Origin of the sequence: Flavonifractor sp. DFI.6.63, from assembly GCF_024462255.1 — a bacterium.
Classification (GTDB): domain Bacteria; phylum Bacillota; class Clostridia; order Oscillospirales; family Oscillospiraceae; genus Lawsonibacter_A; species Lawsonibacter_A hominis.
In genome coordinates, this window is sequence record NZ_JANGBE010000016.1 from 13,059 (window position 1) to 37,317 (window position 24,259).

General features: G+C 64.8%; 22 protein-coding genes and 2 riboswitches. Of the genes, 16 read left to right on the forward strand and 6 right to left on the reverse strand.

What is annotated here, in order from left to right; all coding sequences use genetic code 11:
• Positions 1-25 precede the first annotated feature (25 nt).
• Positions 26-283, forward strand: coding sequence for a hypothetical protein (locus tag NE547_RS09835; RefSeq protein WP_186907218.1), 258 nt, complete (start codon positions 26-28; stop codon positions 281-283).
• Here the strand turns inward: NE547_RS09835 and NE547_RS09840 are convergent.
• The gene (locus tag NE547_RS09840) at positions 237-3,569 is read right to left on the reverse strand and encodes a PD-(D/E)XK nuclease family protein (protein WP_256175713.1); all 3,333 of its coding nucleotides are present in this window, start codon (positions 3,567-3,569) and stop codon (positions 237-239) included. The genes NE547_RS09835 and NE547_RS09840 overlap by 47 nt on opposite strands.
• Positions 3,570-3,744: 175 nt before the next feature.
• Positions 3,745-5,154, reverse strand: coding sequence for a sigma-54-dependent Fis family transcriptional regulator (locus NE547_RS09845; protein WP_256175715.1), 1,410 nt, complete (start codon positions 5,152-5,154; stop codon positions 3,745-3,747).
• A gap of 260 nt (positions 5,155-5,414) precedes the next feature.
• Between NE547_RS09845 and NE547_RS09850 the strand changes: the two genes are divergently transcribed.
• Genes NE547_RS09850 through NE547_RS09865 form a run of 4 tightly spaced genes read left to right on the forward strand, consistent with a single transcriptional unit; the run spans position 5,415 to position 9,291 of the window.
• On the forward strand, positions 5,415-6,731 hold the full coding sequence (locus NE547_RS09850) for a CitMHS family transporter (protein WP_186907215.1): 1,317 nt from the start codon (positions 5,415-5,417) through the stop codon (positions 6,729-6,731).
• 32 nt (positions 6,732-6,763) lie between these two features.
• Positions 6,764-8,113 carry an acyclic terpene utilization AtuA family protein gene (locus NE547_RS09855; RefSeq protein ID WP_186907214.1) on the forward strand — a complete coding sequence of 450 codons (1,350 nt, stop codon included), beginning with the start codon at positions 6,764-6,766 and terminating at the stop codon, positions 8,111-8,113.
• A 1-nt stretch (position 8,114) separates the two neighbouring features.
• Positions 8,115-8,414, forward strand: coding sequence for a hypothetical protein (locus NE547_RS09860; RefSeq protein ID WP_186907213.1), 300 nt, complete (start codon positions 8,115-8,117; stop codon positions 8,412-8,414).
• A gap of 22 nt (positions 8,415-8,436) precedes the next feature.
• Entirely contained in the window at positions 8,437-9,291 is an 855-nt protein-coding gene (locus tag NE547_RS09865) for an acetoacetate decarboxylase family protein (protein ID WP_186907212.1), read from the forward strand.
• Between the two features lie 109 nt (positions 9,292-9,400).
• On the opposite strand, the gene NE547_RS09870 is transcribed toward NE547_RS09865, so the two are convergent.
• Positions 9,401-12,346, reverse strand: coding sequence for a UvrD-helicase domain-containing protein (locus tag NE547_RS09870; protein ID WP_256175719.1), 2,946 nt, complete (start codon positions 12,344-12,346; stop codon positions 9,401-9,403).
• Between the two features lie 6 nt (positions 12,347-12,352).
• Complete coding sequence (gene gluQRS, locus NE547_RS09875; RefSeq protein ID WP_256175721.1) at positions 12,353-13,306, reverse strand: tRNA glutamyl-Q(34) synthetase GluQRS; 954 nt, start codon at positions 13,304-13,306, stop codon at positions 12,353-12,355.
• A 244-nt stretch (positions 13,307-13,550) separates the two neighbouring features.
• Here gluQRS and NE547_RS09880 point away from each other — a divergent pair, with 244 nt between their 5' ends.
• The 11 genes from NE547_RS09880 to NE547_RS09930 all read left to right on the forward strand — a co-directional run bounded on the left by NE547_RS09880 (position 13,551) and on the right by NE547_RS09930 (position 22,154).
• A complete protein-coding gene (locus NE547_RS09880; protein WP_256175723.1) occupies positions 13,551-13,931 on the forward strand; it encodes a hypothetical protein in 381 nt (126 codons plus the stop codon).
• A gap of 46 nt (positions 13,932-13,977) precedes the next feature.
• A riboswitch (molybdenum cofactor riboswitch) is annotated at positions 13,978-14,120 on the forward strand.
• A gap of 93 nt (positions 14,121-14,213) precedes the next feature.
• Positions 14,214-15,239 carry a molybdopterin-binding protein gene (locus tag NE547_RS09885; RefSeq protein ID WP_256175725.1) on the forward strand — a complete coding sequence of 342 codons (1,026 nt, stop codon included), beginning with the start codon at positions 14,214-14,216 and terminating at the stop codon, positions 15,237-15,239.
• A 3-nt stretch (positions 15,240-15,242) separates the two neighbouring features.
• The gene (glp, locus tag NE547_RS09890) at positions 15,243-16,448 is read left to right on the forward strand and encodes a gephyrin-like molybdotransferase Glp (RefSeq protein WP_256175727.1); all 1,206 of its coding nucleotides are present in this window, start codon (positions 15,243-15,245) and stop codon (positions 16,446-16,448) included.
• 67 nt (positions 16,449-16,515) lie between these two features.
• Entirely contained in the window at positions 16,516-16,995 is a 480-nt protein-coding gene (moaC, locus tag NE547_RS09895; RefSeq protein ID WP_186908662.1) for a cyclic pyranopterin monophosphate synthase MoaC, read from the forward strand.
• The gene (gene mobB, locus NE547_RS09900) at positions 16,988-17,494 is read left to right on the forward strand and encodes a molybdopterin-guanine dinucleotide biosynthesis protein B (RefSeq protein ID WP_256175729.1); all 507 of its coding nucleotides are present in this window, start codon (positions 16,988-16,990) and stop codon (positions 17,492-17,494) included. The genes moaC and mobB overlap by 8 nt, the downstream gene beginning before the upstream one ends.
• Positions 17,487-18,461: a GTP 3',8-cyclase MoaA gene (gene moaA, locus NE547_RS09905; RefSeq protein WP_256175731.1), complete on the forward strand. Its 975-nt coding sequence runs from the start codon at positions 17,487-17,489 to the stop codon at positions 18,459-18,461. Before mobB ends, moaA begins: the two co-directional genes overlap by 8 nt.
• Before the next feature lie 4 nt (positions 18,462-18,465).
• A complete protein-coding gene (locus tag NE547_RS09910) occupies positions 18,466-18,909 on the forward strand; it encodes an MOSC domain-containing protein (protein ID WP_186908659.1) in 444 nt (147 codons plus the stop codon).
• The gene (locus NE547_RS09915) at positions 18,906-19,391 is read left to right on the forward strand and encodes a molybdenum cofactor biosynthesis protein B (protein ID WP_186908658.1); all 486 of its coding nucleotides are present in this window, start codon (positions 18,906-18,908) and stop codon (positions 19,389-19,391) included. The genes NE547_RS09910 and NE547_RS09915 overlap by 4 nt, the downstream gene beginning before the upstream one ends.
• A 6-nt stretch (positions 19,392-19,397) precedes the next feature.
• Positions 19,398-19,518: riboswitch (molybdenum cofactor riboswitch) on the forward strand.
• Positions 19,511-20,365 (forward strand): molybdate ABC transporter substrate-binding protein, encoded by an 855-nt coding sequence (gene modA / locus NE547_RS09920; RefSeq protein ID WP_186908657.1) that lies wholly within the window; start codon positions 19,511-19,513, stop codon positions 20,363-20,365. Its footprint overlaps the riboswitch before it by 8 nt.
• Before the next feature lie 45 nt (positions 20,366-20,410).
• Positions 20,411-21,100: a molybdate ABC transporter permease subunit gene (modB, locus tag NE547_RS09925; protein WP_186908656.1), complete on the forward strand. Its 690-nt coding sequence runs from the start codon at positions 20,411-20,413 to the stop codon at positions 21,098-21,100.
• Position 21,101: 1 nt separating this feature from the next.
• Positions 21,102-22,154: an ATP-binding cassette domain-containing protein gene (locus NE547_RS09930; protein WP_256175735.1), complete on the forward strand. Its 1,053-nt coding sequence runs from the start codon at positions 21,102-21,104 to the stop codon at positions 22,152-22,154.
• 268 nt (positions 22,155-22,422) lie between these two features.
• On the opposite strand, the gene NE547_RS09935 is transcribed toward NE547_RS09930, so the two are convergent.
• A complete protein-coding gene (locus NE547_RS09935) occupies positions 22,423-23,217 on the reverse strand; it encodes an ABC transporter ATP-binding protein (protein WP_186908654.1) in 795 nt (264 codons plus the stop codon).
• Positions 23,210-24,160 (reverse strand): ABC transporter permease, encoded by a 951-nt coding sequence (locus NE547_RS09940; RefSeq protein WP_186908653.1) that lies wholly within the window; start codon positions 24,158-24,160, stop codon positions 23,210-23,212. Before NE547_RS09940 ends, NE547_RS09935 begins: the two co-directional genes overlap by 8 nt.
• Between the last annotated feature and the right edge of the window lie 99 nt (positions 24,161-24,259).

Sequence of the window (24,259 nt, forward strand, 5' to 3'; positions counted from 1 at the left end):
AATTCCACATCAAGGGAGTGTTTTTATGTTTGATTTACTGGAATTAGAGCCGTTTCTTCCATCCAATCCGTCTCCCGAATACAAGAAGCAGCTTGCCGTTGTCGATCCCTCTCTCCAAACCATCCCGGACCTGACTTCAAGGGCGTTTTTTGACGGCTTCTGGGAAGAGAACGCCAAGCTGTCGTCCATCGAGCCGGAGGAATCCTTCCTCCACGGCCTGCGTATGGGCGCGCAGCTCATCCTTGCTCTTGCGCAACCGCTTCCCAAAACGCCTCGCCCTTAACCGCGGGCAGCCAGCGCTTCCGGTCGCCGCCCTTTCCCTCCTCGAAGTGACAGGCGGCCGCGTACGCGCACCACTGGCAGGCGTTGTGCTCCGGCCCCCGCCAGAAGGGGTCGGCGGCGATGTTGCCCGCCGCCAGCTCCGTGCCGATCTCCCGCAGGATCCTTCCGGTATGCTTCGCCAGCTTTCCCAGCCGCTCGGCGGAGACCAGCGCCTCCCCGGTGACGGCCCCCGCACGGTTGAGACGCACGGGCAAAAAGCGCATGCCCTCCCCGTCCGTCCGCTCCATGGCTGCCAGCACCTCCGGCTCGTCCAGCACCAGGCCCCGGCGGCGCAGCTCGGCGTCCGCCTTTTTGCGCCGCTCCGCCTCGGTCATGGAGCGGCTGCCCGCCACCACCGCGTCCCGGGCAGGCAGATAGAGCACTCCGGCGGGCACGATCTCCGCTCCGTAAAGCGCCTTCCCCGCCTCCTCCAGTGTAAAGAGGTAAAGCAGCATCTGAAGCCCCATACCGTTCCAGATATCGGTCAGGTCAAAGGATTTCCGGCCGGTCTTGTAGTCCACCACCCTCAGATAGAGCCGCCCGTCGTGGACCCAGCCGTCCACCCGGTCCACAAAGCCGGAAATGCTGACGGTCACGCCGTCCACGGTGAGCTCTACCGGCGGCAGCTCGCCGCCCCGCCCGAAGCCCAGTTCAAAGGAGATGGGCTGGAATTCCGAGGCGGAGAGCTCCTCCGCCACGTTCTCCACCACGGCGCAGACCGAGGAGAGCAGCCGGCGGAACAGATACTGAAACCGGGGCGTCTCCTTCTCCAATCCCCCCAGCTCCTCGTCCACGTAGCGCTCCACGGCCTGCCGGGTCAGGGCGCGCAGCTGTCCCGGCTCCAGCTGCCTGACGCCGCCGAGCTCCTTTGCCTGACGCAGCACATGCTCCAGCACAAAGTGGACGAAGGTGCCGTACTCCGGCGCCTGGAATCCCGCGGCGCGGCGCGGCTCCGCCTTGAGGCCGTACTGCATGAAGTAGGAGAAGTGGCAGGACTTGTATTTGTCCATCCGGGAGGCTGACATGGGCACACGCTTTCCATAGAGCCGCTCCACCACCGGCCGGGTCAGGCTTCCCCGCTCCAGACGGGCGGCGCGCTCCATCCGCGCGACCAGGCTCCGGCAGTCCGGCAGCGCCTCCAGCGCCCGCCGTGCGGCCGGACTGCGCCCGGCCAGCTCCAGGGCCGGGCGGGGGGCGGAAAGGCGGAAGGAGCCGTCCAGGGCCTGCTCCCGCACCTGCCGCCCTTGGGGAAACAGCGTTCCCAGCTGATGGAACAGAAAAGCCGGCCGGTGCTCCTCCCCCTCCGCGCCGGCAGCGGACCAGCTTACATAGAGGCGTTGGGACGGCAGGGCGCAGGTCTCATAGACGATGGTCATCTCCCGGTCGAGCTTTTCCGCCAGCCGGGGCGCCAGCTCCAGGCCGTAAGAGGCCAGCAGCGTGCGGTCGTCGTCGTTGAGCAGGCCCGGCGAGGGCGCGGCCTGCGGGATCGCGCCGTCATCCGCGCCCAACAGGAAAAGTACTTTACAGTGCTTATGAGCCAAGCGGGGCATTTCTCCGGCATTGACCCGGTCCAGCGACACGGGGATGCTCCCCACGTCATACTGGGAGAGCACCAGGGAAAACAGCCGGGCGAACTCGTCCAGTTCCATGGGGGTCTCCCCCAGGATCTGTGCGCACTGCTCCAGCGCGGTGCACAGGATGTCCCAGAGCTGGCCGTATTCCTCCGCCAGCGCGGCCTCTCCCCTGTCCCGCAGCGCCCCGGTGCGCTCCTCCAGCCGCGCGGGCAGGCCGATCGTCTCCAAAAAACGGTAAAGGGCAATCGCTTGCCCCCTTCCCGTCTTGCTCCGGTTTCGCCGCAGCTCCTCCAGGGGGGCCGCGATCTGCCGCCGCAGGGCGTTCAGCCGCTCCAGCAGGGCCCGGTCCCCCTCGGAAAAGGGCAGGCCGTAGCCCTTGGGGTGGTTCGTCCAGTCCCGCGGCCCTGTCCAGGCGCTCCCCTCCAGGTTCCACTTGAGCACATAGTTCTCCAGCAGGTCCACGTCCTCCGGCGCCACTTCGGTCAGGCCGGTCTTCAGATACCGGAAGACGTCGTCGTACCGGTAGCCGCCCGCCGCCGTATCCAGGGCGGCGGTCAGCAGGGCCATCACCGGCTTTTGGAGGATATCGCTCATGCGGCTGAGAAAAACCGGCACCCCATACCGGGCAAACACCGTCTCCACCAGCGCGTCAAAGCCCTCCATGCTGCGGGCGCACACGGACAGATCCCGAAAACGGTAGCCCTCCTCCCGCACCAGGCGGAGGATCTCCGCCGCCGTCCACTCCACCTCGGAATAAGGGGTGTTCGCGGTAAAACGGACGACGGCTTCTTCCGCCGCCCCGGCGTAGGGGGCCGGACGGCTTGCAAACAGCTGCTCCTCGAGGTAGACAAGTGGTTTTACTTTCCCATCCAGCCGAACCGGCAGCACCTGGCTCTGCCAGCGGACCCCCACCTCTTTTGCCAGGCGGAGCAGCTGTCCCGCGGTCCGCCGGGCGGGCGAAAAGACCCCCGCGCCGCCCTCGTCCTCCTCCAGATGGTCGCAGGTAAGAGCCACGGTCACGCAACCCGCCTGGCGCAGCAACGGGCGGAGCACCTGCCGCTCCTGGGGCGTAAAGTCGGTAAAGCCGTCCACATAAAGCTCCCGCCCTCCGGCCCAGGCGCACCGCTCCAGCACCGCGGCCAAACGGGTCAGGCGGTCCCGTGGGTCGGCCCCCTGCCGGGCCGTCAGCGCCTCATAGGCTCCGTAGATCAACGACAAGTCTAAAAGCTTGTCACCCTCAACTCCTCCGGCCTCCTCACCCGCCGTCCACAAGTGCTCGGGAGTAACGGCGCAGGTCTTCAGCTCATCCACCGTGGCGATCAGTCCCGAAAGGAATTCCGGCCTGCGGGAGGGGCGCCCATAGACCTTCAGGCGGTCGGCCACCCCCTTGAGCGCGGCGCACATGAGCAGCAGCCGCCCGCCGGGATCCAGGGCCGGCTCCGCCAGCCCGCCGCAGACGGAAAAGACCCGATTGGCCAGCCGGGTGAAGGAGAGCACCTCTGCGTATTGGCTGACCCGGCTGCCTCCCACCTCGCACAGGCGGCGTTCCATGTCATGGGAGTGCTGCTCCGGGACGATCAGCAGCTGCGGCCGCTCCGGTCCCCGCTCCGCCATGGTGCGCAGCAGCGTTTCGGTCTTCCCGCTTCCCGCCCGGCCCAGCAAAAGCTTGAGCATCGCTTCTCCCCCTCTTCCTTCTCCAAAACGTTCGTTCCAACGGTTTACAGTTTTGCCCGGCCGCTCGCATCCCGGGCAACGTCCCCCGGCAGGCGCGCCGTCTCCGCACCAAGCGCCGCCGCGCTTCAAGCCCTCCAAAGCGCCTTCCCGATCCAGGCTGGGCCTTCGCTCTGCACTATTGTACCACAGGCTCTGATTTCTTCAACTTTTTATAAAGCAGAGAGCGGTGGATGCCCAAACGCCGGGCGGCTTTGGACACCGATCCCCCGCATGCGTCCAGCGCCTTTTGGATATAAGCCTGCTCGAACCGGGCGCAGGCCTCGTGGAGCGGCGTCTCTTCCGCCATTTCCGGCTCCCGCCCGGCCCCTGCCGGCACAGCGGGCGCCGCCGCGGCGGGGCTCTGGATATCCATCCGGCCGGAGATCGCATAGCGCTCGATCACATTGCGCAGCTCCCGGATATTGCCCGGCCAGCCGTAGTCAAGCAGGCCCCGGCGCATCTCCTGGGTCAGGGCGCGGCTGAGCCCGTATTTCCGGTTGTTTTTGGCCAAAAACAGCTCGGCCAGCGGCAGGATATCTTCCCGCCGCTCCCGCAGGGGCGGCAGGAACAGCGGCATGACGTTGAGGCGGTAATACAGATCCTCCCGGAAGCGTCCCTCCGCCGCCATACGCCGCAGATCCCGGTTGGTGGCCGCGATCAGGCGCACGTCCGTCTTGACGATGCGGGTACCGCCCACCCGCATCACCTCTCCGGTCTCCAGCACCCGCAGCAGCTTGGCCTGCATGGCCGGGGGCAGCTCCCCCACCTCGTCCAGAAAGAGGGTACCGTGGTCTGCCATCTCAAAGAGCCCCGGCTTGCCGGAGCTGCGGGCCCCGGTAAAGGCCCCCCGCTCATAGCCGAAAAATTCCGACTCCACCAGCTCCGCCGGGATGGCCGAGCAGTTGACCGGGACAAAGGGCTGCGAGGCGCGCTTGCTGTTGTGATAAATATAATTGGCCAGCACATCCTTGCCGGTGCCCGTCTCTCCACAGAGCAGCACGGTGGAATCCATGCTGCTGAGGTAGCGGGCGTCGTCAAAGGCCAGCCGGGCCGCGGGGCTGTTGCTGATGATGACCTCGGATGCCTCCTTGCGGGCCTCCAGATAATCGGCGATATCCTTATAGTTCCGGAAGCTGGATTTTTCCTGGGTAATATAATCGGAAAATTCCGCAAGCATCCGCTTGGGAATGGAAAATTGGGCGCTCATGATGACTTCGCCCTTTTCATCGCAGATCGGCTCGATATGGGTAAACAGCTCGTCCCCGTACTTGCTGACGTTATAGGCGTTAAAGGGGGACTTTTTCCCATCGTACATCTCCCGGGAAACCGAGCGCAGCCACAGCTTCTTTTCCCGCAGCTGCTCCAGGGTCATGCCGGTGAGTTCCTCCTTGGTCATGCGCACCGAGGCCGCCATGCGGGCGTTGACGTAAAGGATGCGCTCGTTGCGCCAGGTGACGAAGATATTGCCGAAATAGCTGTCCAATACCTTTTCCGCGTAGCGTGCAAACTGCTCCGGGTATTTCTCGATCAGCGTCTGGAGTCCCATCGCGCTCCCTCCAAGTCTCATTTTAGAGACACTTTCGTCTCAGATTTGATCCATAGTTTCAAAATTGAGACATTTCACTTCCCAAACAGGGTAACACAAAAGGGCCGGGAACGCAAGGCTTTTTCCCGCTTCTTCCCTTTGGCACGGCGTTTGCTTTACGACAATGGCGGGAATCTTCCCCGGAAAGGAGTGAAAACAAGCAAATCCCCGCCTTGCAACCTGTGCGAAAGCGTGTAAAATCGTGTTAGGGAGGAACTGTTATGGAACTCTGGTTAAGCATCGTCGGATTCCTGGTCGTCATCGGCATCATCGTATCCATCATGACCAAAAAGCTCTCCACCATGGTGGCCCTGTCGGTCATTCCTCTGATCGGCGCCATCTTGGTCGGGCAATTTACCAGCATCCCGGCCTATCTGGCCGCCGGGATCAGCAAGGTGGCCGTCAACGGCGTCATGTTCGTGTTCGCCATCCTCTTCTTCGGCACCATGATGACGGCGGGCGCCTTCGACCCCATCGTAAAGTTTATCATCAAATGCTGCCGGGGCAACCCGCTGTATGTGTGCATCGGCACCTACGTGCTCTCCATCGTGGGGCATCTCGACGGTTCCGCCACCACCACCGTACTGCTGGTCTGCGGCGCAATGATCCCCATCTATCAAAAAATGCATATGCGCCTGCGCAATCTGGCCGCCATCCTGGCCATGGCCGCGGGCCTGATGAACATCTCTCCCTGGGGCGGCCCCACGCTCCGGGCGGCCACCGTTATGGAGGCCGATCTGACCGAGTTCTTTCAGCCCATGCTGGTGCCGATCCTCATCACCATCGCCGTCGGCCTGATCCCCGTGGTGCTGCTGGGCCTGTCCGAGACCAAACGGCTCAAGGCGGAGGGCTTTGATTACGCCGGCGTCTCCACCGAGCATCATGCGGAAGAGCTGAGTGAGGAAGAGCGCTCCCTGCTGCGGCCCAAGCTGACCGTGATCAACCTGATCCTCATCGTACTGGTCGTCGGTCTGATGATCTCCGGCATCCTCACGCCCGGCGCCGCCTTCCTGACCGGCACCGCCCTGGCCTGGCTGCTCAATTACCGCAAGCTGGCCGACCAGCAGAAGATCATCCGCCTCCACGGCGCCAACGTGGTCTTCGTGGTCAGCGCCCTGTACGGCGCCGGCGTGCTGATGGGCGTGCTCACCGAGTCCGGCATGGCCGCCGCCATGGCCAATACCCTGGTCAGCCTGATCCCCGCCTCCATGACCAAGTTTGTCCCTATCCTGGTGGGCGTCTTCGCCACGCCCTTGTCCCTGGTCTTTGACGCGGATACGTTCTATTACGGCATCCTGCCCGTGCTCACCCAGAGCGCCACCGCCATGGGCCTGTCCGGCGCGGGGATCTGCTATGCCGCGCTGGTGGGGCAGCTGACTCTGGGCTGGGCCATCACTCCGCTGACCCCCGCCACCCTGCTGATGACCGGCATGTGCGATCTGGATCTGGGCGAGCACCAACGCTATACCATCAAATTCGTCTGGCCCCTGTCCATCGTCCTGCTCATTCTGCTGACTGTCTTCGGCCTGATCCTATAAAACGCTACCCCGGAGGAAAGGACTCTGATACCATGAAAAAAATTCGTATCGGCAGCGGCGCAGGCTTCGCCGGCGACCGGGTCGATCCCGCGCTCACCCTGATCGAGCACGGGGAACTGGACTACATCATCTTCGAGTGTCTGGCCGAGCGCACCATCGGCCTGGCCCGGCAGGAAATGCTGCACGACCCTTCCAAGGGCTACAGCCGCCTGCTGGAATACCGGCTCTCCCAAGTACTCAAGCCGGCAAAGCAGCACGGCGTCAAGATCATCACCAATATGGGCGCCGTAAATCCCCGGGCCGCGGTGGCCAAGGCGATGGAGATCGCCCGCGCCCAGGGCATCACCGGCCTGAAGTTCGCCGCCGTTACCGGCGACGACGTATTCAGCCAGCTGGAGCAGTATTCCGACGCGCCCATTCTGGAGTTTGACGGCACGGTGGGCCAGTGGACGGAGAGGCTGGTCTCCGCCAACGCCTACATGGGAGCCGAGGGGATCATCCAGGCCTTGAAGGACGGCGCGGACGTGGTCATCACCGGCCGGGTGGCCGACCCCACCCTGACCCTGGCCCCCCTGCGCTATGAGTACGGCTGGACCATCGACGACGCCGGTCCGATCGGCCAGTGCGTCCTGGCCGGACATCTGCTGGAGTGCGGCGGGCAGGTCACCGGCGGCTACTACGCCGACCCGGGCTATAAAGAGGTCCCCGACCTGGACAACCTGGGCTTCCCGCTGGTGGAGTTCGACGAGACCGGGCGCTTTACGCTGACCAAGGTGGCGGGCACCGGCGGCCTGGTCAGCGTGGATACCTGCAAAGAGCAGATGCTCTACGAAATCCATAATCCGGCCGCCTATCTGACTCCGGACGCCATCGCGGATTTCTCCCATGTGCGCTTCACCCAGGAGGGCAAAGACCGCGTGTCCGCCTGGGGCGCCACCAGCCACGGACTGCCCGGGCAGCTGAAGGTCAACGTCTGTTACCGGGACTCCTTCATCACCGACTGCGAGATCAGCTACGGCGGCTGCAACGCTCTGGAGCGGGCCAGGCTGGCCGGTGATATGTTCCTCAAGCGGCTGGACCGCCTGGGCGTGGCCTACACCGAGACTCGGGTGGATTACATCGGCTACAACTCCCTGTACCGGGATAAGCTGGCCGCCTGCCTCAGTCCCAGCCCCGCCGCCGAGATCCGCCTGCATGTGGCGGTGCGCACCGATGACCGGGAGAACGCCGTCATGGTCTCCAACGAGGGCGACTCCATCTATACCAACGGTCCCACCGGCGGCGGCGGCGCCACCATGCGTATCTCCGAGATCATCTCGGTCTTTTCCTTCTTTATCCCACGGGATGCAGTCCGCGCCCAGGTCGAATGCGAGGTGCTCTGACATGAAACTGAAAGAAATCTGCCACTCCCGCACCGGCGACAAGGGAGACATCTCCAACATCTCCCTGATCCCCTGGAACGAGGCGGACTATCCCATGCTCAAGGAGCAGGTCACCGCGCAGCGGGTCAAGGAATACTTTTCCGAGATCTGCCTGGGCAAGGTCACCCGATACGAGGCGGACGGCATCTGCGCCCTGAACTTCGTCATGGAGCAGGCCCTGGGCGGCGGCGTGCTGCGCAGCCTGGCCATGGACAAGCACGGGAAGTCCCTCAGTTCCGCGCTGCTGGAGATGGAGCTGTAGCGGTGGAAAGGAGGTCTGTTTGATGTTCCGGTTCGAAGAAGGGCGCATGTACCAGATGCCCGTACATTTCGGTCCCTGCTGCACGCCCCGTCAGGACCCGGAGGGGAAACGCTTTTGTTCTTACGGTCCCCAGGAGAGCGCGCTGCACACCCTGGTCTGCCAGACCGAGGGCGCCGCGGTGGAGCGTTTTTTGCCTGAAGGCTTTTCCCTGCGCCGCCCGTACCTCTTCTTCACCCATAAAATGCACCGCAATCTGCCCTGGCTGGCCGGGCGCGGATATAATGTGGTCACCTGCAACGTGCCCGTGACTTATACCGGGACCCGGGAGACCGTACGGGGACAGTATCAGCTGGCCATTTGGGAGAGCCATGCCGACCCCATCCTGTGCGGACGGGAGCAGCTGGGGTATTCCAAGCTTTACGCCGAGATCGAGGATCTGCATGCCTTTCAGGGCGTCGCCTCCGCCGCGCTGTCCTCCTGGGGCTTTCGTTTCCTGGAGCTGCGCTTTGACCGGAATCGCCCTCCGGAGGATGCGCCTTTGCTGGAAGCGCTGCTCTCCGACCCGGAAAACGAGGGACTGCTCCACTATAAGTACATCCCCCGCACCGGAGACGGCTTTTCACAGGCTGACGCAGCCTATGTGACTCTGACGCCGAAGGTCTTTTCTCCCCCTCCCGGCCTTCCCGCCCTTCCTCCGCCGGAGCGCACACTGTGCTCCGGCGGTCTGGAATGGCATACGCCGGAGTGGAGGGACATGCCCACCCAGTACCATATCGTGCAGGGCCTGGCAAGCCTCCCCGTGCTGCGGGTGATCGGCGCGGCTGCGGCGCAGACAAAGCATTATAACGACGTCTATGACCAGAGGATCGTTCGATAGCACACAGCAAAACGGCGGCGCAGGATCCTGCGCCGCCGTTTTGTGCGTGCGGTTGCTCTGGGGCCGGGCGTTCCAGGCTATGGATCCTCCCGCACTCCAACGCGGCCCTTTAAAACAGACGCATCTGTACGCCCTGGGATCTCGGCCGGGGCGGCAGGGCCTCCCCCCGCTCCAGTCCTCCCTCCGGAACGGCCTTTAAAAACGGCGACGGTTCACCGGCATGGAGCATCACCAATTCGTCCCGCGCACGGGTCATGCCCACGTACAGAAGCCGCCGCTCCTCCGCCGCATCGGTCTGCGCCCCCTCCCGTTCCAGCGGGATGAGACCCCGGCTCACGCCGCATAAAAAGACCACCGGCCACTCCAGCCCCTTGGCGCCGTGAAGCGTGGACAGGGTCACCGCTCCGGCGGCATAGCCCGCCCCGGCCCGGCGCAGCAGGTCCCCCTCCTGTCCAAGCGTCAGGTTCTGCAGAAAGTCCGTCATGGTGGGAAAAAAGACCGCCATATTCCGCAGCCGCTCCAGCGCCTGGGAAGGTCCCCTGCCTGTCATCCACCGCTCCACCTGCCGTTCCGGGGCTTCCGCGCCGGGATGGGCGCGGAACCAGTCCAGGGCGCCGCGCACCGCCGGGTCCTCCAAAAAATCCGACCGCCCCACCACACGGCACGGGAGGCCGTCGTGAGTCAGGCAGTCCTCCAGTACCTCCAGCTGGCGGCGGGTGCGGCAGAGCACCGCAAAATCGTCGAAGGAGCGCCCGCTCCGCCCGGCTTCCAGCGCGCCGGCCTCCAGCATGTCTATGCCGCCCATCCTGCGGGCGATCTCCTTTGCGGTAAAAACGGCCTCCGCCCGCTCGCTCTCCGCGTGGAGCAGGCGCACGGCGGCGCCGGAGGGGCGCGCCGCCGTCAGACGCCGCCCGGCCCCGCCGTTTTCCTCCACTACCGGCAGGGCGCAGGACAGGATCTCCGGGGTGGAGCGGTAATTCCGGGTCAGCGTGATCGTGCGCGTCTGGGGACAGTCGGAGCGCAGGCGGTCGAAGCAAGCCGCGTCCGCCCCCCGAAAGCTGTAGATGGACTGATCCGGGTCCCCGATGACAAACAAGCTCCCTCCGTCCCTCCGCCAGGCGGCGATCAGGCGGTATTGCAGGGGATCGATATCCTGAAATTCATCCACCAGCAGGTGGGTGAAGCGCGCGTCCGTCCGCCCCCCTTCCCAGCGGGAGAGGGTCTCCAGCAGCAGATCGTCAAAGTCCAGCAGGCCCGCGCCGGTCAACCGTTCCTGATACCGCTCTACCGCCGCTTCCTCAGTCGGCCGGCCGCTGGTTTTTGCCCGGGAGACCGTCTGGAGCAGTTTCCACGGACTGTCCTTCCGCCCCAGCCCGGCCAGCACGGACGCGGCCAGCGCCCGCTGCTCATAGGGGTCGGCCAGCCGGCGGACGCCCAATTCTCCCCGGAGCAGCGTCAGGCAGATGGAATGGAACGTACCGATGGTCATGGCCCGGGCCCGGCGCTTGCCCAGGCGGGCCTCCAGCCGCTCCCGCAGTTCGGCGGCAGCCTTGTTGGTGAACGTCACCGCCGTGATCGTGCCGGGCCGGGCGCCCTGCTCCACCAGCCAGGCGATGCGGGACACCAGGGTCTTGGTCTTGCCCGCCCCCGGTCCCGCCACCACCGCCACGGTGGGCGCTTGCGCCTCCACCGCCGCGCGCTGGTCCGGGTCGAGCGCTTCCTCCGTCTGGGGGAGCTCCCGTTCGTTTGTCCGCTTCTTTGGGGCCGGCGCTCCTCCGTCGGGGGCGGCCGGTCCGCGCCGGGGCGCCGGACTCCCAAAGAGGCTCACCTGGCCCCGGAACGTCTCCCGCTCGGCGGGCGTGAGCAGTCCGATCATGCCGTATACCCCATCGTAACCCGGCTGACGCTCCACCTCGCCGGCCCGAAGGCGGCGGATCCCCTCGGCCACACAGGGGCCCGCCGCATGCCGGATGTCCTCGATGGGCGTCTCCCGGAGGATGGTAAACTCCGGCCCCAGCCGTTCCAGCATATCTTCATATTTGGCCGCCGTCCGTTTGCCCGACGCGGAGCCGCCCTCCGAGGCGGCGATGACCTCCGGCAGCGGCGCCAGAGACTCAAACGCCCTGGCGGCCGCGGGGCGAAAGCCCTCGGGCCGGTCGGAAAGCTGTTCTACCCGATGCAGTACGCCGGTGGTAAGCCGCTTGCCGCAGACCGGGCACCTTCCTCCCGCCGCCTGGGCCTGCGCCGGCGAGAGGCACTGCGCGCAGGGGCGGTGGCCGTCGAAATGATATTTGCCCTCTTCCGGGAAGAATTCGATGGTGCCATAAAAGCCCTCCCCGGTCTGGATGGCATGGGCCAGCTCCGGATAGGACCGTCCGGTCTCCAGCAGGTTGGCCTCCCGCCCCAGTTTCGCGGGAGAGTGGGCGTCGGAATTGGAAACCAGGGTATAACCGTCCAGGGCGGAAAGCCGCCAGTTCATAGGCGGATCGGAGGAGAGGCCGGTCTCCAGGGCATGGATATGCCCGCTCAGGTCCCCAAAGCACGCCTCGATGGTATCAAAGCCGGAAAAAGCGCCGAACAGGGAGAAGTGAGGCGTCCAGATGTGGGCCGGGAGGAAGACCGCGTCCGGGCAGGTCTCCAAAGTGAGCTCCAGCAGGTCCCGGCAGTCCAGGCCCAGGATGGGCCGTCCGTCGGAGCGGATGTTTCCAATGGCCTCCAGCCGCCGGGACAGGTTTTCCGCCGCCTCCAGGTGGGGCAGAAGGATCAGGGAGTGGACCTTGCGCACCTTGCCGTCCTTTTTGTAAATGGTGCTGATCTCTCCGGTGACCACAAAGCGGGGCGCATCCGCCGGGCCGTCCCTGAGCCGGTAAAGCCCTTCCTCCGCCTCGGTCAGCGTTTCCTTCAGCTCCGCCCTCCAGGCCGGATGGGTAAAGTCTCCGGTGCCCACCAGACCGATCCCCTTCCGCCGCGCCCAGTCGGAGAGCCGCTCCGGCTCCAGGTCGCGGCTGGTGGCCCGGGAGTACTTGGAGTGAATATGCAGGTCTGCAAGATACATAGGACCTCACCCTCTCAGAATCGTATCGTCCACAATCACATCCGCCGAACGCACGCGCGCCCAGTCGAAACGGGAGACCAGCTCCCCCGCCCGCACCGGCGTGCTTCGTTCCAGCAGGCCCGCCAGATGGGCCAGCAGGCCCGTCAGCTCCTCCGGGGTATAGCGCCGCCGCAGCGCCCCCATGTCCAGATCCCGCTCCCGTTTGGACAGCCGCCGCCCGTCGGGCGCCAGCAGCAGCGGGACATGGTAATACTCCGGACTGGGAAGGCCCAGCAGTTCCAGCAGGTACTGCTGCCGCGGCGTGGAGTCCAGCAGATCCCGGCCCCGCACCACCTCGCTGATCTCCATGCCGCCGTCATCCACCGCCACTGCCAGCTGGTAGGCATACACCCCGTCGGACCGGCGGAGGATGAAATCCCCACAGTCCCGGCCCAGGTTTTCCGCATAGCTCCCCTGGAGGCCGTCGGTAAAGCCCGACGTCCGGTCGGGGACCATCAGCCGCCAGGCCGGGCTGCGGGTACGGGCGCGCTGCTCCCGTTCCGCCTGCGTCAGCGTCCGGCAGGTCCCCGGATAGACCGCCGAGCCGTCCGAGCGGTGGGGCGCGCTGGCCGCGAGACGCTCGGCCCGGGTGCAGAAGCAGGGATAGACCAGCCCCTGCGCTTCCAGCGCCTGAAAGGCCCCGGCATACCGCTCGGTGCGTTCCCTCTGCCGGTACGGGCCATGGGGACCGCCCGCTCCATAGCCCTCGTCCCAGTCCAGACCCAGCCAGCGCAGATCGTCCGCCAGCTGGAGCGCGTATTCCTCCCGACAGCGGTCCGGATCCAGATCCTCCATCCGCAGGACCATGACGCCCCCCTTCGCGCGCACCGAAAGCCACGCCAACAGGGCGGAAAACAGATTGCCCAGGTGCATTCTTCCGCTGGGGCTGGGGGCAAAGCGCCCCCGGACAGGTGCGTGCATGCCGCCTCACCTCCTGTATCGTTCCCTGTAACCTTACCACATTCCTCCCGCCGATACGAATGGCAAAAACGCCATATTTCACGATCTTAAGTTGATCTTATTGGGCAAAAATGATATATTTAAACTGTAATTTTAGGCGAGAGGGGCAATACATTATGATTTCTCTTGAATAGCCTTGCTACAAGCTACCCCCATATGATCAACAGGAGGTTATCATAAAAAAAGCATGAAAGGGTATTGGGTTATGACACAGAGCAGATCAAAACGGATCTATTTTATACTCTATCTGCTCTATTTTGTTCTGCTGATGCTCCACCACATTCTGGCCCCCGTGTTCCATTCGCTGGCCGCCGTCCGCTTCCAGCTTCTGCCCCGGACGGTTTATGAACTGCTGATTTTGGCTGCCGCCGTGTTCCTGCTGTGCGGCAGGAGCTACCTCAACGCACGGCTGCCCCGTACCGGCGGTGTGCTGTGGGGGCAGGCGGGCTGTCTGGCGTTGTCCGTCCTGACTACCGCGCTGCTCTGGCGCTTCGCCTCCATCGGAGCGGTACGCTTTGGACTGTTGCTGAGCTTGGGCAGTCTGTTCGACCTGTGCGCCGCTCTGCTCTCCCGCCGGAGGGACTAGCAAGTTTCTGTTGCCTTTTGCGGTCAAGCATGGTATAGTGATCCTACAATCCATCCTGCTCCGAGCGGAACCGTCTAAGGGCTACGGCCTATGACGCTCCGCCGCCGGGTCCCGCGCGGGCTCCGGTCTGGGTCGTATCGGAAACGGTGCGGCCTTCCGTCTTTGAAAAGGGGCTGCTTTCGCTGGAACACGGCTTTGGATCGTGTTCGGTCTTTTGTGCTGTGCGGGAGCGCTGTCTGTCAGACGGCGTTCCCGTTTTTATCGTTTGGGGAGGCTAGATTCATGAAGCTGATCGACACCCGCGACGCGGTGGGGCACGTGCTCTGCCACGATCTGACCCAGATCATTCCCGGCGTCACGAAGGACGCCCGGTTCCGCAAGGGGCACGTGGTCGCGCCGGAGGACATCCCGGTGCTGCTGTCCATGGGCAAGCAGCACCTGTACGTATGGGAAAAGGCGCCCGGCATGCTCCACGAGGACGAAGCCGCCGAACGGCTGCGCGCGCTGTGCCAGAACGAGCACATGCATCCCACGCCGGTCAAGGAGGGCAAGATCGAGCTCATTGCCGACCGCGACGGGCTCTTTCAGGTGGATGTGGAGCGGCTTGCCGCCCTCAACGGCGCAGACGACATCATGATCGCCACCCGCCACACCAATACGGCGGTGCATCCGGGCGACAAGCTGGCGGGCATGCGCATCATCCCGCTGGTCATATCGGAGGAAGCCCTTCGCTCGGCGGAGGCCCGGGCCGGGAGCGCCCCCCTTCTCTCCCTGACGCCGTGGAAGCGGAAGACCTGCGGCCTCATCACCACCGGCAGCGAGGTGGCCAACGGGCTTATTCCGGACGCGTTCACGCCCGTGATCATGGATAAGCTGGCCGCCTACGGCATTTCCGTCACCGAACACTGCCTGCCCGGCGACGACATGCAGGCCATCACCGCCGCCGCTCTGGCGTATCAGGCCAAGGGCGTGGACCTGATCCTCTGCACCGGCGGCATGAGCGTGGATCCGGACGACAAAACCCCCGGCGCCATCCGGAACACCGGGGCGGAGATCGTGTCCTACGGCGCGCCGGTTCTGCCGGGCGCCATGTTCCTGCTGGGCTACTTCCCGGACGGCACGCCGATCCTGGGCCTCCCCGGCTGCGTGATGTACGCCAGGGCCACCATTTTTGATCTGCTGCTCCCCCGCATCGCGGCGGATGTGCGCCTCGGCCGGGCCGACCTGAAGGGACTGGGACACGGCGGGCTCTGCCTGAGCTGCCCGGAGTGCCACTATCCCAACTGCTCCTTTGGAAAAGGGGTGTAGCGGATGGTGACCGGCATCGAATTGGAACAAGCCGTGGCCCTGATCACCGGCGCTTTGGCTCCCCTGGGGACCCAGACGCTGCCGGTTCCCGACGCCCTGGGCTACACGCTGGACGCCGACGTGACCGCCCCATTGGACCAGCCCCCGTTTGACCGCTCCCCGCTGGACGGGTACGCACTGCGCGCGGCAGACATCGCCTCCGCCTCCTGGGAGCGGCCCGTCCGCCTGCGCGTTGTGGAGACGGTATACGCCGGAGGCGTGCCCCTCCTCCCCCTGACCGCCGGCGCCGCCGCGCGCATCATGACCGGAGCCATGCTGCCCGCCGGATGCGACTGCGTGCTGCGGCAGGAGGATACCGACCAGGGCGATCCGGTGGTCTCCATTTACAAGCCGCTGCGGCCCTGCGAAAATTATGTTAACCGGGGAGAGGACTATCGCTCCGGGACCGTGCTGCTCCCCGCCGGAACCCGCCTGGACGCGGCGGCCGTGGGCCTTCTCTCCAGCGCGGGCGTGTGCCAGGTGCCCGTCCGGCGCAGGCCCCGGGTATTCGTGCTCTCCACCGGAGACGAGGTGGTCTACCCCCACGTGCACCCTCTCCCCCCCGGAAAGATCTACGGGTCCAATCTGAATCTGCTGCTCGCACGTCTGAGCGAACTGGGCATTCCGGAGACCGGCGGCGAGCACGCGGGGGACGACCCACAGGCTGTGGCCGAAACCATGGAGCGGCTGTTGGGCTGCTGCGACGCGCTGATCACCACCGGCGGCGTTTCGGTGGGCGACAAGGATATCTTCCACCAGGCCCTCCCCCTGCTGGGCGCGGAGACGGTATTCTGGCGCCTGAACGTCAAGCCCGGCACCCCGGCCCTCTACTCCACCCGTCGCGGCAAGCCCATTCTCTCCCTCTCCGGCAACCCCTTTGCCGCCGCCGCCACGTTCGAGCTGCTGGCCCGGCCGATGCTGTGCGCCCTGTCCGGGGAGGAGCGCCTGCTGCCCCAGCGGAGGAGCGCCCGGCTGGACACTGCGTTCTCCAAGGCAAGTCCCTGCCGCCGTTTTCTCCGCGGACGCTGGCAGGACGGCCGGGTCAGCCTGCCGGAGGGGCACTCCTCCGGACAGCTGGCCTCTCTGGTGGGCTGCAATTGCCTGGTGGACCTTCCGGCCGGGACCGGGCCGCTGGAGCCGGGGCGGCTGGTGGAGGTACTGCTGCTGTAGCGGCGCCGGCGCAGAAACCGCCGCGCCCTGAAATACGGAATCTACCGATACGGAGGCCTATCATACGATGGACGCGAACTTCAATCACTTCGACGGGGCGGGCAACGCCATTATGGTAGATGTTTCCCCCAAGCAGCCCACGCTGCGCGCGGCGTCCGCCCGCGGAAAAATCCGGGTCTCCCGCCCGGTGCTGGATGCCATCCTGGGGCACACCGCCGCCAAGGGGGACGTGCTGGGCGTGGCGCGGGTGGCCGGCATCATGGCCACCAAGCGCACCTCCGACCTGATCCCGCTCTGTCATCCGCTGATGCTCTCCCATGCCTCGGTGGATTTCACCGTTCTGGAGGAGGAGGGCGCCATCCAGGCCGAGTGCACGGTGAAGCTCTCCGGCAAGACCGGGGTGGAGATGGAGGCGCTGACCGGGGTCACGGTGGCTCTGCTGACCATTTACGATATGTGCAAGGCCGTGGACCGGTCCATGGAGCTCTCCGACATCCACCTGGTCCATAAAGAAGGCGGCAAATCGGGGGTGTATGACCGTGGATAGGCCTGTCGTGGTTGCGGTATCCGGGGTAAAAAATTCGGGCAAGACCACCCTGATCGTGGAAATGCTCCCCCACCTCACCGCCGCCGGCCTGCAGGTGGCGGTGATCAAGCACGACGGCCACTGCTTCCTTCCCGATCCGCCCGGCACGGACACCGGACGCTTTATGGCCGCCGGAGCCTGGGGCACCTCGATTTTCGACGGGGAGAAGTACAAAATCGTCAAGCGGGAGACCGCCGACGAGAACGCCCTGATCGCCCAATTTCCTGAGGCTGACCTGATTTTGCTGGAGGGCTTCAAGCATACGGCGTGGCCCAAGCTGGAGCTGGTGCGTCCGGGCAACTCCGAACGGAGCGTGTGCGACGCCTCCACCCTGCTGGCCCTGGTCACCGACCTGCCGCTGGAGCTGCCCGGAGTGCGGCGCATCCCCTTTGGAGACGCGGCCGCGGCTGCGCAGGTCATCTTGGATTATGTCAACCAAGGAGGCGAGTACCGTGCTTGACCGCTATGGGCGGCGCATCCATTACCTGCGCGTCTCCGTCACCGACCGGTGCAACCTGCGCTGTGTGTACTGCATGCCGCAGCAGGGCGTGGAGTGGGTGGCGCACAGCGCGGTGCTCTCTTATGAGCAGCTGCTGCGTCTGGTCGGCCTGCTCGCCCGGCTGGGGGTAGACAAGGTGCGCCTCACCGGCGGGGAACCGCTGGTCCGCCGGGATCTGGCACAGCTGGTGCGGGGGATCCGGAGCGTGGAGGGCATTCAAAGCGTGAGCCTGACCACCAACGGCGTGCTGCTGAAGCAGCAGCTGCCCGGCCTGATGGAGGCGGGGCTCTCCGGTGTGAATCTCAGCCTGGACACCCTGGACCGGGCGCAGTACGCCGCCATTACCCGACGGGACGCGCTGGACGACGCCCTGCAGGGGCTGGAAGCCGCCCTGGCCGCGCCGGGACTCTCCGTCAAGCTCAACTGCGTGCCCATGGGGGAGAACGACGCTCAGCTGGTCCCTCTGACCGCGCTGGCCAGAGATCGGGATCTGGCCGTACGCTTCATTGAGCTGATGCCCATCGGCCTGGGGAGCACGCTCTCCCGCAGAAGCGAGGCGGAGGTGCTGCAGCGCCTGGAGGCCGCGTATGGGCCCGCCGCCCCGGCCGGGCGCGGAGACGGGGCCGGACCGGGCCGGTATGTGACCTTTGCGGGCTTTGCCGGCCGCGTGGGTTTCATCAGCGCGATGACGCATCAGTTCTGCGGCGACTGCAACCGGGTCCGTCTCACCGCCACGGGGTTTTTGAAAACCTGCCTTCAGTACGAACAGGGGGCGGACCTGAAGGCCCTGATGGAGGCGGGGGCGGACGACCGGACGCTGCTGGCGGCGATGGAGCGGGCCATTCTGGAAAAGCCCGCCTGCCACCATTTTTCCGAGGGACGCAGCCTCGGGGACGAGGGTAAGACGATGAATCAGATTGGAGGGTAAACCGATGGGCAAAGTCATTGCTGTTTGTACCAGCCGGCAGAAGGGAACCCAGAAACGGAACGTGGGCAGCGCCCGCTTCCGGGCGGACTGGGGCATTGAAAACGACGCGCACGCCGGCGCCTGGCACCGGCAGGTCTCCCTGCTCTCCCACGAACGGGTGGAGGAGTTCCGCGCCCGGGGCGCTGTTGTGGACGACGGAGCCTTTGGAGAAAATCTGGTGGTGGCGGGCTACGATTTCAAATCTCTGCCGGTAGGCACCAGATTCCAGTGCAACGACGTGGTGCTGGAGCTGACTCAGATCGGCAAACAGTGCCACGCACACTGTGAGATCTACAAGGTCATGGGCGACTGCATCATGCCGCGGGAGGGCGTGTTCACCCGGGTGCTCCACGGCGGCGTCATTTCCGTCGGGGATGAGCTGACCATTCTGGAGGAGGCGCCGTTATGAGAGCTGCCGTCATCACCCTCAGCGACTCCGGCTACGCCGGCCGGCGGGAGGACAAAAGCGGCCCGGTCATCCGGGCGCTGGCCGAGGCGGCGGGATATGAAATCGTCCACACGGCCCTGCTGCCGGACGGAGTGGAGCCTCTGGCCGCCGAACTGCGCCGCCTGTGCGACGGGGAGCTGGCCGATCTGATCCTCACCACCGGCGGCACCGGTTTTTCCCCCACCGACCATACGCCGGAGGCTACGCTGTCCGTAGTGGAGCGCACCGCCCCCGGCATTGCGGAAGCCATGCGCTATCACTCCCTTTCCATCACCCCCCGCGCCATGCTCTCCCGTGCCGCGGCGGGTATCCGGAACCGGACCCTCATCGTCAATCTCCCCGGCAGCCCCAAGGCCGTGCGGGAATGTCTGGAATACATTCTCCCCAGTCTGGAGCACGCTCTTCAGATCTTAAAGGGGACAACGGGCGAATGCGCCCGATGAAATAGATCCGTCCCGATTCTTCGAGCCTGTCCGCCTAAAACAGCCGTACTGTCACGGCGGCGGGCCGGGGTGCGCCCGGAAACAGGCGTGCCTACCCGTTTTGTAAAGGAGAATGCAACATGAAAAAGCTCGTATCCCTGTCCCTTGCACTGATCCTCTCCCTGTCCCTGGCCGCCTGCGGCGGCGGCGGAACCGCCGCCTCTCCCGCTCCGGAGACCCAAGCCCCTGAAACGCCCGATGCCGAAGCCGTGGAGCTCATCGTCTTCGCCGCCGCCTCCATGACCGAGACCCTCAATCAGATCGCCGAACAGTACAAGGACGCGGCCCCCAACGTGACGTTGACCTTCAACTTCGATTCCTCCGGCACGCTGAAGACTCAGATCGAGGAGGGGGCCGATTGTGACGTGTTCATTTCCGCCGCCCAGAAGCAGATGAATCAGATCGACGCCTCCAGGGATGCCGACGGCGGCAATACCGACGCGCTGGACTTCGTGCTCCAAGGTACCCGCATCAATCTGGTGGAGAACAAGGTCACCCTGGTGGTGCCTGAGGGCAACCCGGCCGGCGTCTCCTCCTTTGACGACGTGGCGGCCGACAAGGTCAGCCTGATCGCTCTGGGCAACTCCGACGTGCCGGTGGGCCAGTACTCCGAAGAGATCTTCACCTATCTGGGCGTTTGGGAGCAGCTCAACCGCGAACAGAAGATCACCTTCGGCACCAACGTAAAGGAGGTCACCTCTCAGGTAGCGGAGGGCGCCGTGGACTGCGGCGTGGTATACGGCACCGACGCCTATTCCGCCGGGCTGGAGGTGGTGGCCGAGGCCCCCGCGGACAGTCACAAGCCCGTGGTCTATCCCGCCGCCGTGCTCAACCGTACCAAGCACGAGGATGAGGCCCGCGCCTTCCTGGATTACCTCCAGACCGACGCCTGCTCCTCCGTGTTCGAATCCGTCGGCTTCTCCATCCCCGGCTGAATCCTCGGCGGGGCGCGGTTATGTCTGCACGAAAGCTGGTGACCTATGGACTGGTATCCCCTCTTCAACTCCCTGCGCATCGCCCTGATCTCCACCTTCTTCACCTTTTTTCTGGGCATCTTCGCCGCCTGGTATGTCCACAAACTGCCCAGAGCGCTCAAGGGGCTGCTGGACTGTGTCCTCACCCTGCCGCTGGTACTGCCTCCCACGGTGGTCGGCTTCTTCCTGCTGAAGCTGCTGGGCCCCAACGGCCCTGTGGGCGGGGTGATCCTGGAGGCCTGGGGCCGGAAGCTGGTGATGACCTGGTACGCCTCCATTTTCGCGGTGATCATCGTCACCTTTCCGCTGATGTACCGCACGGTACGCGGCGCCTTTGAGGCCTTTGACCGCAGCCTGCTCTATGCGGGCAAGACCTTGGGACGCTCCAACGCCTGGGTCTTCTGGCGGGTGTTGATGCCCGGCTGCAAGCAGGGGCTGACGGCGGGCACGGTACTGGCTTTTGCCCGGGGGCTGGGGGAATACGGCGCCACTTCCATGGTCTCCGGATATACGCCCGGACGCACCGCCACCATCTCCACCACCGTCTATCAGCTCTGGCGGGAAGGCAACGACGCGCTGGCCTACCGCTGGGTCTTCGTGAATCTGGCGATCTCCTTCGCCGTACTGCTGTGCATCAATCTGCTGGAGCGGCGGGAGCGGGACGGGCGCTGGAGCGTCGGCTCCAGGGAGGTGTGAGGTGTCTCTGATCGTTGATATCCGAAAGGATTTTGGGAAATTTCGGCTCAGAGCCGCTTTCGAGGCCCAAAACGGCATTACCGGCCTGTTGGGGGCCTCCGGCTGCGGCAAAAGCGTCACCCTCAAGTGCATCGCCGGCATACAGCGTCCGGATGCCGGAACGATCCTTCTGGACGGACGCCCCCTCTTTGACTCGCAGCGGCACATCGACCTGCCCCCGCAAAAGCGCCGGGTCGGCTACCTGTTCCAAAACTATGCGCTGTTCCCCAACATGACGGTGCAGCAGAACATCGCCGCCGGGGTGCGGGAGCGGCGGGGCCGTGATGAGACGGTGGCAGGACTGGTGCGCTCCTTCCACCTGGAGGGCACCGAACACAAATATCCCCGTCAGCTCTCCGGCGGGCAGCAGCAGCGCACGGCCCTGGCCCGCATCCTGGCCAGCCGCCCGGAGGTCCTGCTGCTGGACGAGCCCTTTTCCGCTCTGGACAGCTACCTGAAATGGCAGGTGGAGCTGGAGCTGTCCGAGCTGCTCGCCCGGTTCCCGGGACCGGTGCTCTTCGTTACCCATGATCGGGACGAAGTCCACCGCAACTGCAAAAACGTCTGTGTGCTGGATCACGGCAAGTCTCAGCCGCTGCAATCGGTGCACCAGCTGTTTCAGTCGCCCGCGACACTCTCGGCCTGTCTTTTGTCAGGGTGCAAGAACATTTCCCGGGCCCGTTCCCTGGGGGATGGCCGGCTGGAGGCCCTGGACTGGGGCGCCGTGCTGCGCTGCGCCGCGCCCCTGCCCCGGGAGCTGAGCCACGTGGGCGTGCGGGCGCACTCTCTCCGCCCGGCGGAAGGGCCTGGTGAAAACCGCCTTCTATGCCGCGTGGAGCGGGTGGTGGAGGAGGTCTTCTCCACGGTGGTCATGCTCTCCACCCCCGGCGGCCGCCAGGGCTTCTCCCAGCTCCGGGTCGAATGGCCCAAGGCGGAATGGGCGGCTCTGGAGCAGCCGGAGCAGCTCTGGCTGGAGCTGCCCCCGGAAGCCCTGCTGCCCCTAAGCGAACATTGAAACGACCCCGTGCGCGGGCCGGGCAGTCAAACTCCCAAGACACCTGCAGATTTGTCTTTCTTTCACCGCCTGTGAGCGGCGAAACGCTGCCGTGGGCTTCCTCTTACTCAAGAACAGTTTGCCTTCCTGCATGATCGTTAGCCCTTTTGACCGACTGAGCCCCTCCGGCGCGGGCCAATGGCCCGCGCCGGAGGGGCTCAGTTTATCAAAAAACGAGGCGCTTGCACCATCTCCGCGCTGAGCGCTGCTGCAAAGAGCTGCTCCTGTCTTAAGACAGGAGCAGCTTATCGTCGGCCTCGTCGCTGCCGGAGGCCTGACCAAATTTCGCCAGCAGCTGCTCCACGGTCAGCTTCTTCTTCTCCTCGCCGGAGATATCGATGACAATTCTGCCGTCGTACATCATAACGAGCCGGTTCCCATGGGCAATCGCGTCCCGCATGTTGTGCGTGATCATCAGCGTGGTCAGCTGATCCCGCTGGACGATCTTCTCGGTGGTGTCCAGCACCTTTGCCGCCGTTTTGGGGTCCAGCGCGGCAGTGTGCTCGTCCAGCAGCAGCAGCCTGGGCTTTTTCAGGGTGGCCATCAGCAATGTGAGCGCCTGGCGCTGACCGCCGGACAGGAGCCCTACCTTGCTGGTCAGCCGGTCCTCCAGGCCGAGATCCAAGATCTTCAGCAGCTCCCTGTACTGCTCCCGCTCCGCCTTGGTAATCCCCGCGCGGAGCGTCCGGGTCTGTCCCCGACGGGCGGCCAGCGCCAGGTTTTCTTCGATCTGCATGGAGGCGGCCGTACCCATCATGGGATCCTGGAACACCCGGCCGATATATTGGGCCCGCCGATACTCGGGCAGCCGTGTCACGTCGTTGCCATCGATGAGGATGGAGCCGCCGTCTACGCCGTACACCCCCGCCACCAAATTGAGCAGGGTGGATTTGCCCGCGCCGTTGCCGCCGATGACCGTAACGAAGTCCCCGTCGGCCAGGGTGAGGGATACGCCGTTGATGGCCCGCTTCTCGTTGACGGTCCCGGCGTTGAAGGTCTTGTAGATCTCACGCACCTCAAGCATTATGCACGCCCTCCTTCCGTACGGATTTGTGGAAATACTTGCCCTTCCAGTAGGGGATGGACAGGAACACCGCCACCACCGCAGCGGAGAGCAGCTTCAGGTAATTGGGGTTCAGGCCCATGGCCAGCACCGCCTGGATGACAATATAGTAGATGATGGCGCCGATGGAGACCGCCGCCAGCTTCAGCGCGAAATTGCGGAAAAGCTTGCCGAAGACCACCTCGCCGATGATGACGGCGGCCAGACCGATGACGATGGCGCCGCGCCCCATATTGATCTCGGCAGCGCTGTTGTACTGCACCAGCAGCGCGCCGGACAGCGCAACCAGACCGTTGGAGAGCATCAGGCCAAGCACCTTGCAGAAGTTGGTGTTGATCCCCTGGGCGCGGGCCATGTTCTGGTTGGAGCCGGTGGAGCGCAGGGCGGCTCCAACCTCCCGGCCGAAGAACCAATAGAGCAGGACGATGATGGCCACGGTGAATAGACCCACCACGAAAATCGGGTGCCGCCAGAAGGGACGGGCGCCCTTGGCCACGTCCTGAACGAAGCGCAGCGAGACCAGAAGCTTGTCCAGCATCTCAGGCGTAGTAACATTGATGGCCACGGTAGCCTTCATCCCCATGATGGCCATATTTACCGACCAAAGGCCCAGCTGGGTCAGGATGCCCGCCAGGATGGCGGGGATGCCGCAGAAGGTATGCAGCAGGCCGGTAGCCAATCCCGCCAGCATACCCGCCAGCACGGCCGCCAGCAGCGCCAGCCACAGAGGGACGCCTCCCGTAAACAGCACCACAAAAGCAGCTCCGCCGGTACAGAAGGAGCCGTCCACCGTCAGGTCCGCGATATCCAAAATCTTATAGGTGATATAAACTCCGATCGCCATGATACCCCAAATCAGGCCTTGGGATACGGCCCCCGGCAGCGCGTTGATAAAACCCAGCATATGTGTTCCTCCCCAAAATGTCGATAGACTTTAATAGTATAGCAAAAAACAGCGGAAAAAGGAACCCCCTTTTCCGCTGTTTTGATGGCTTTTCTGGAA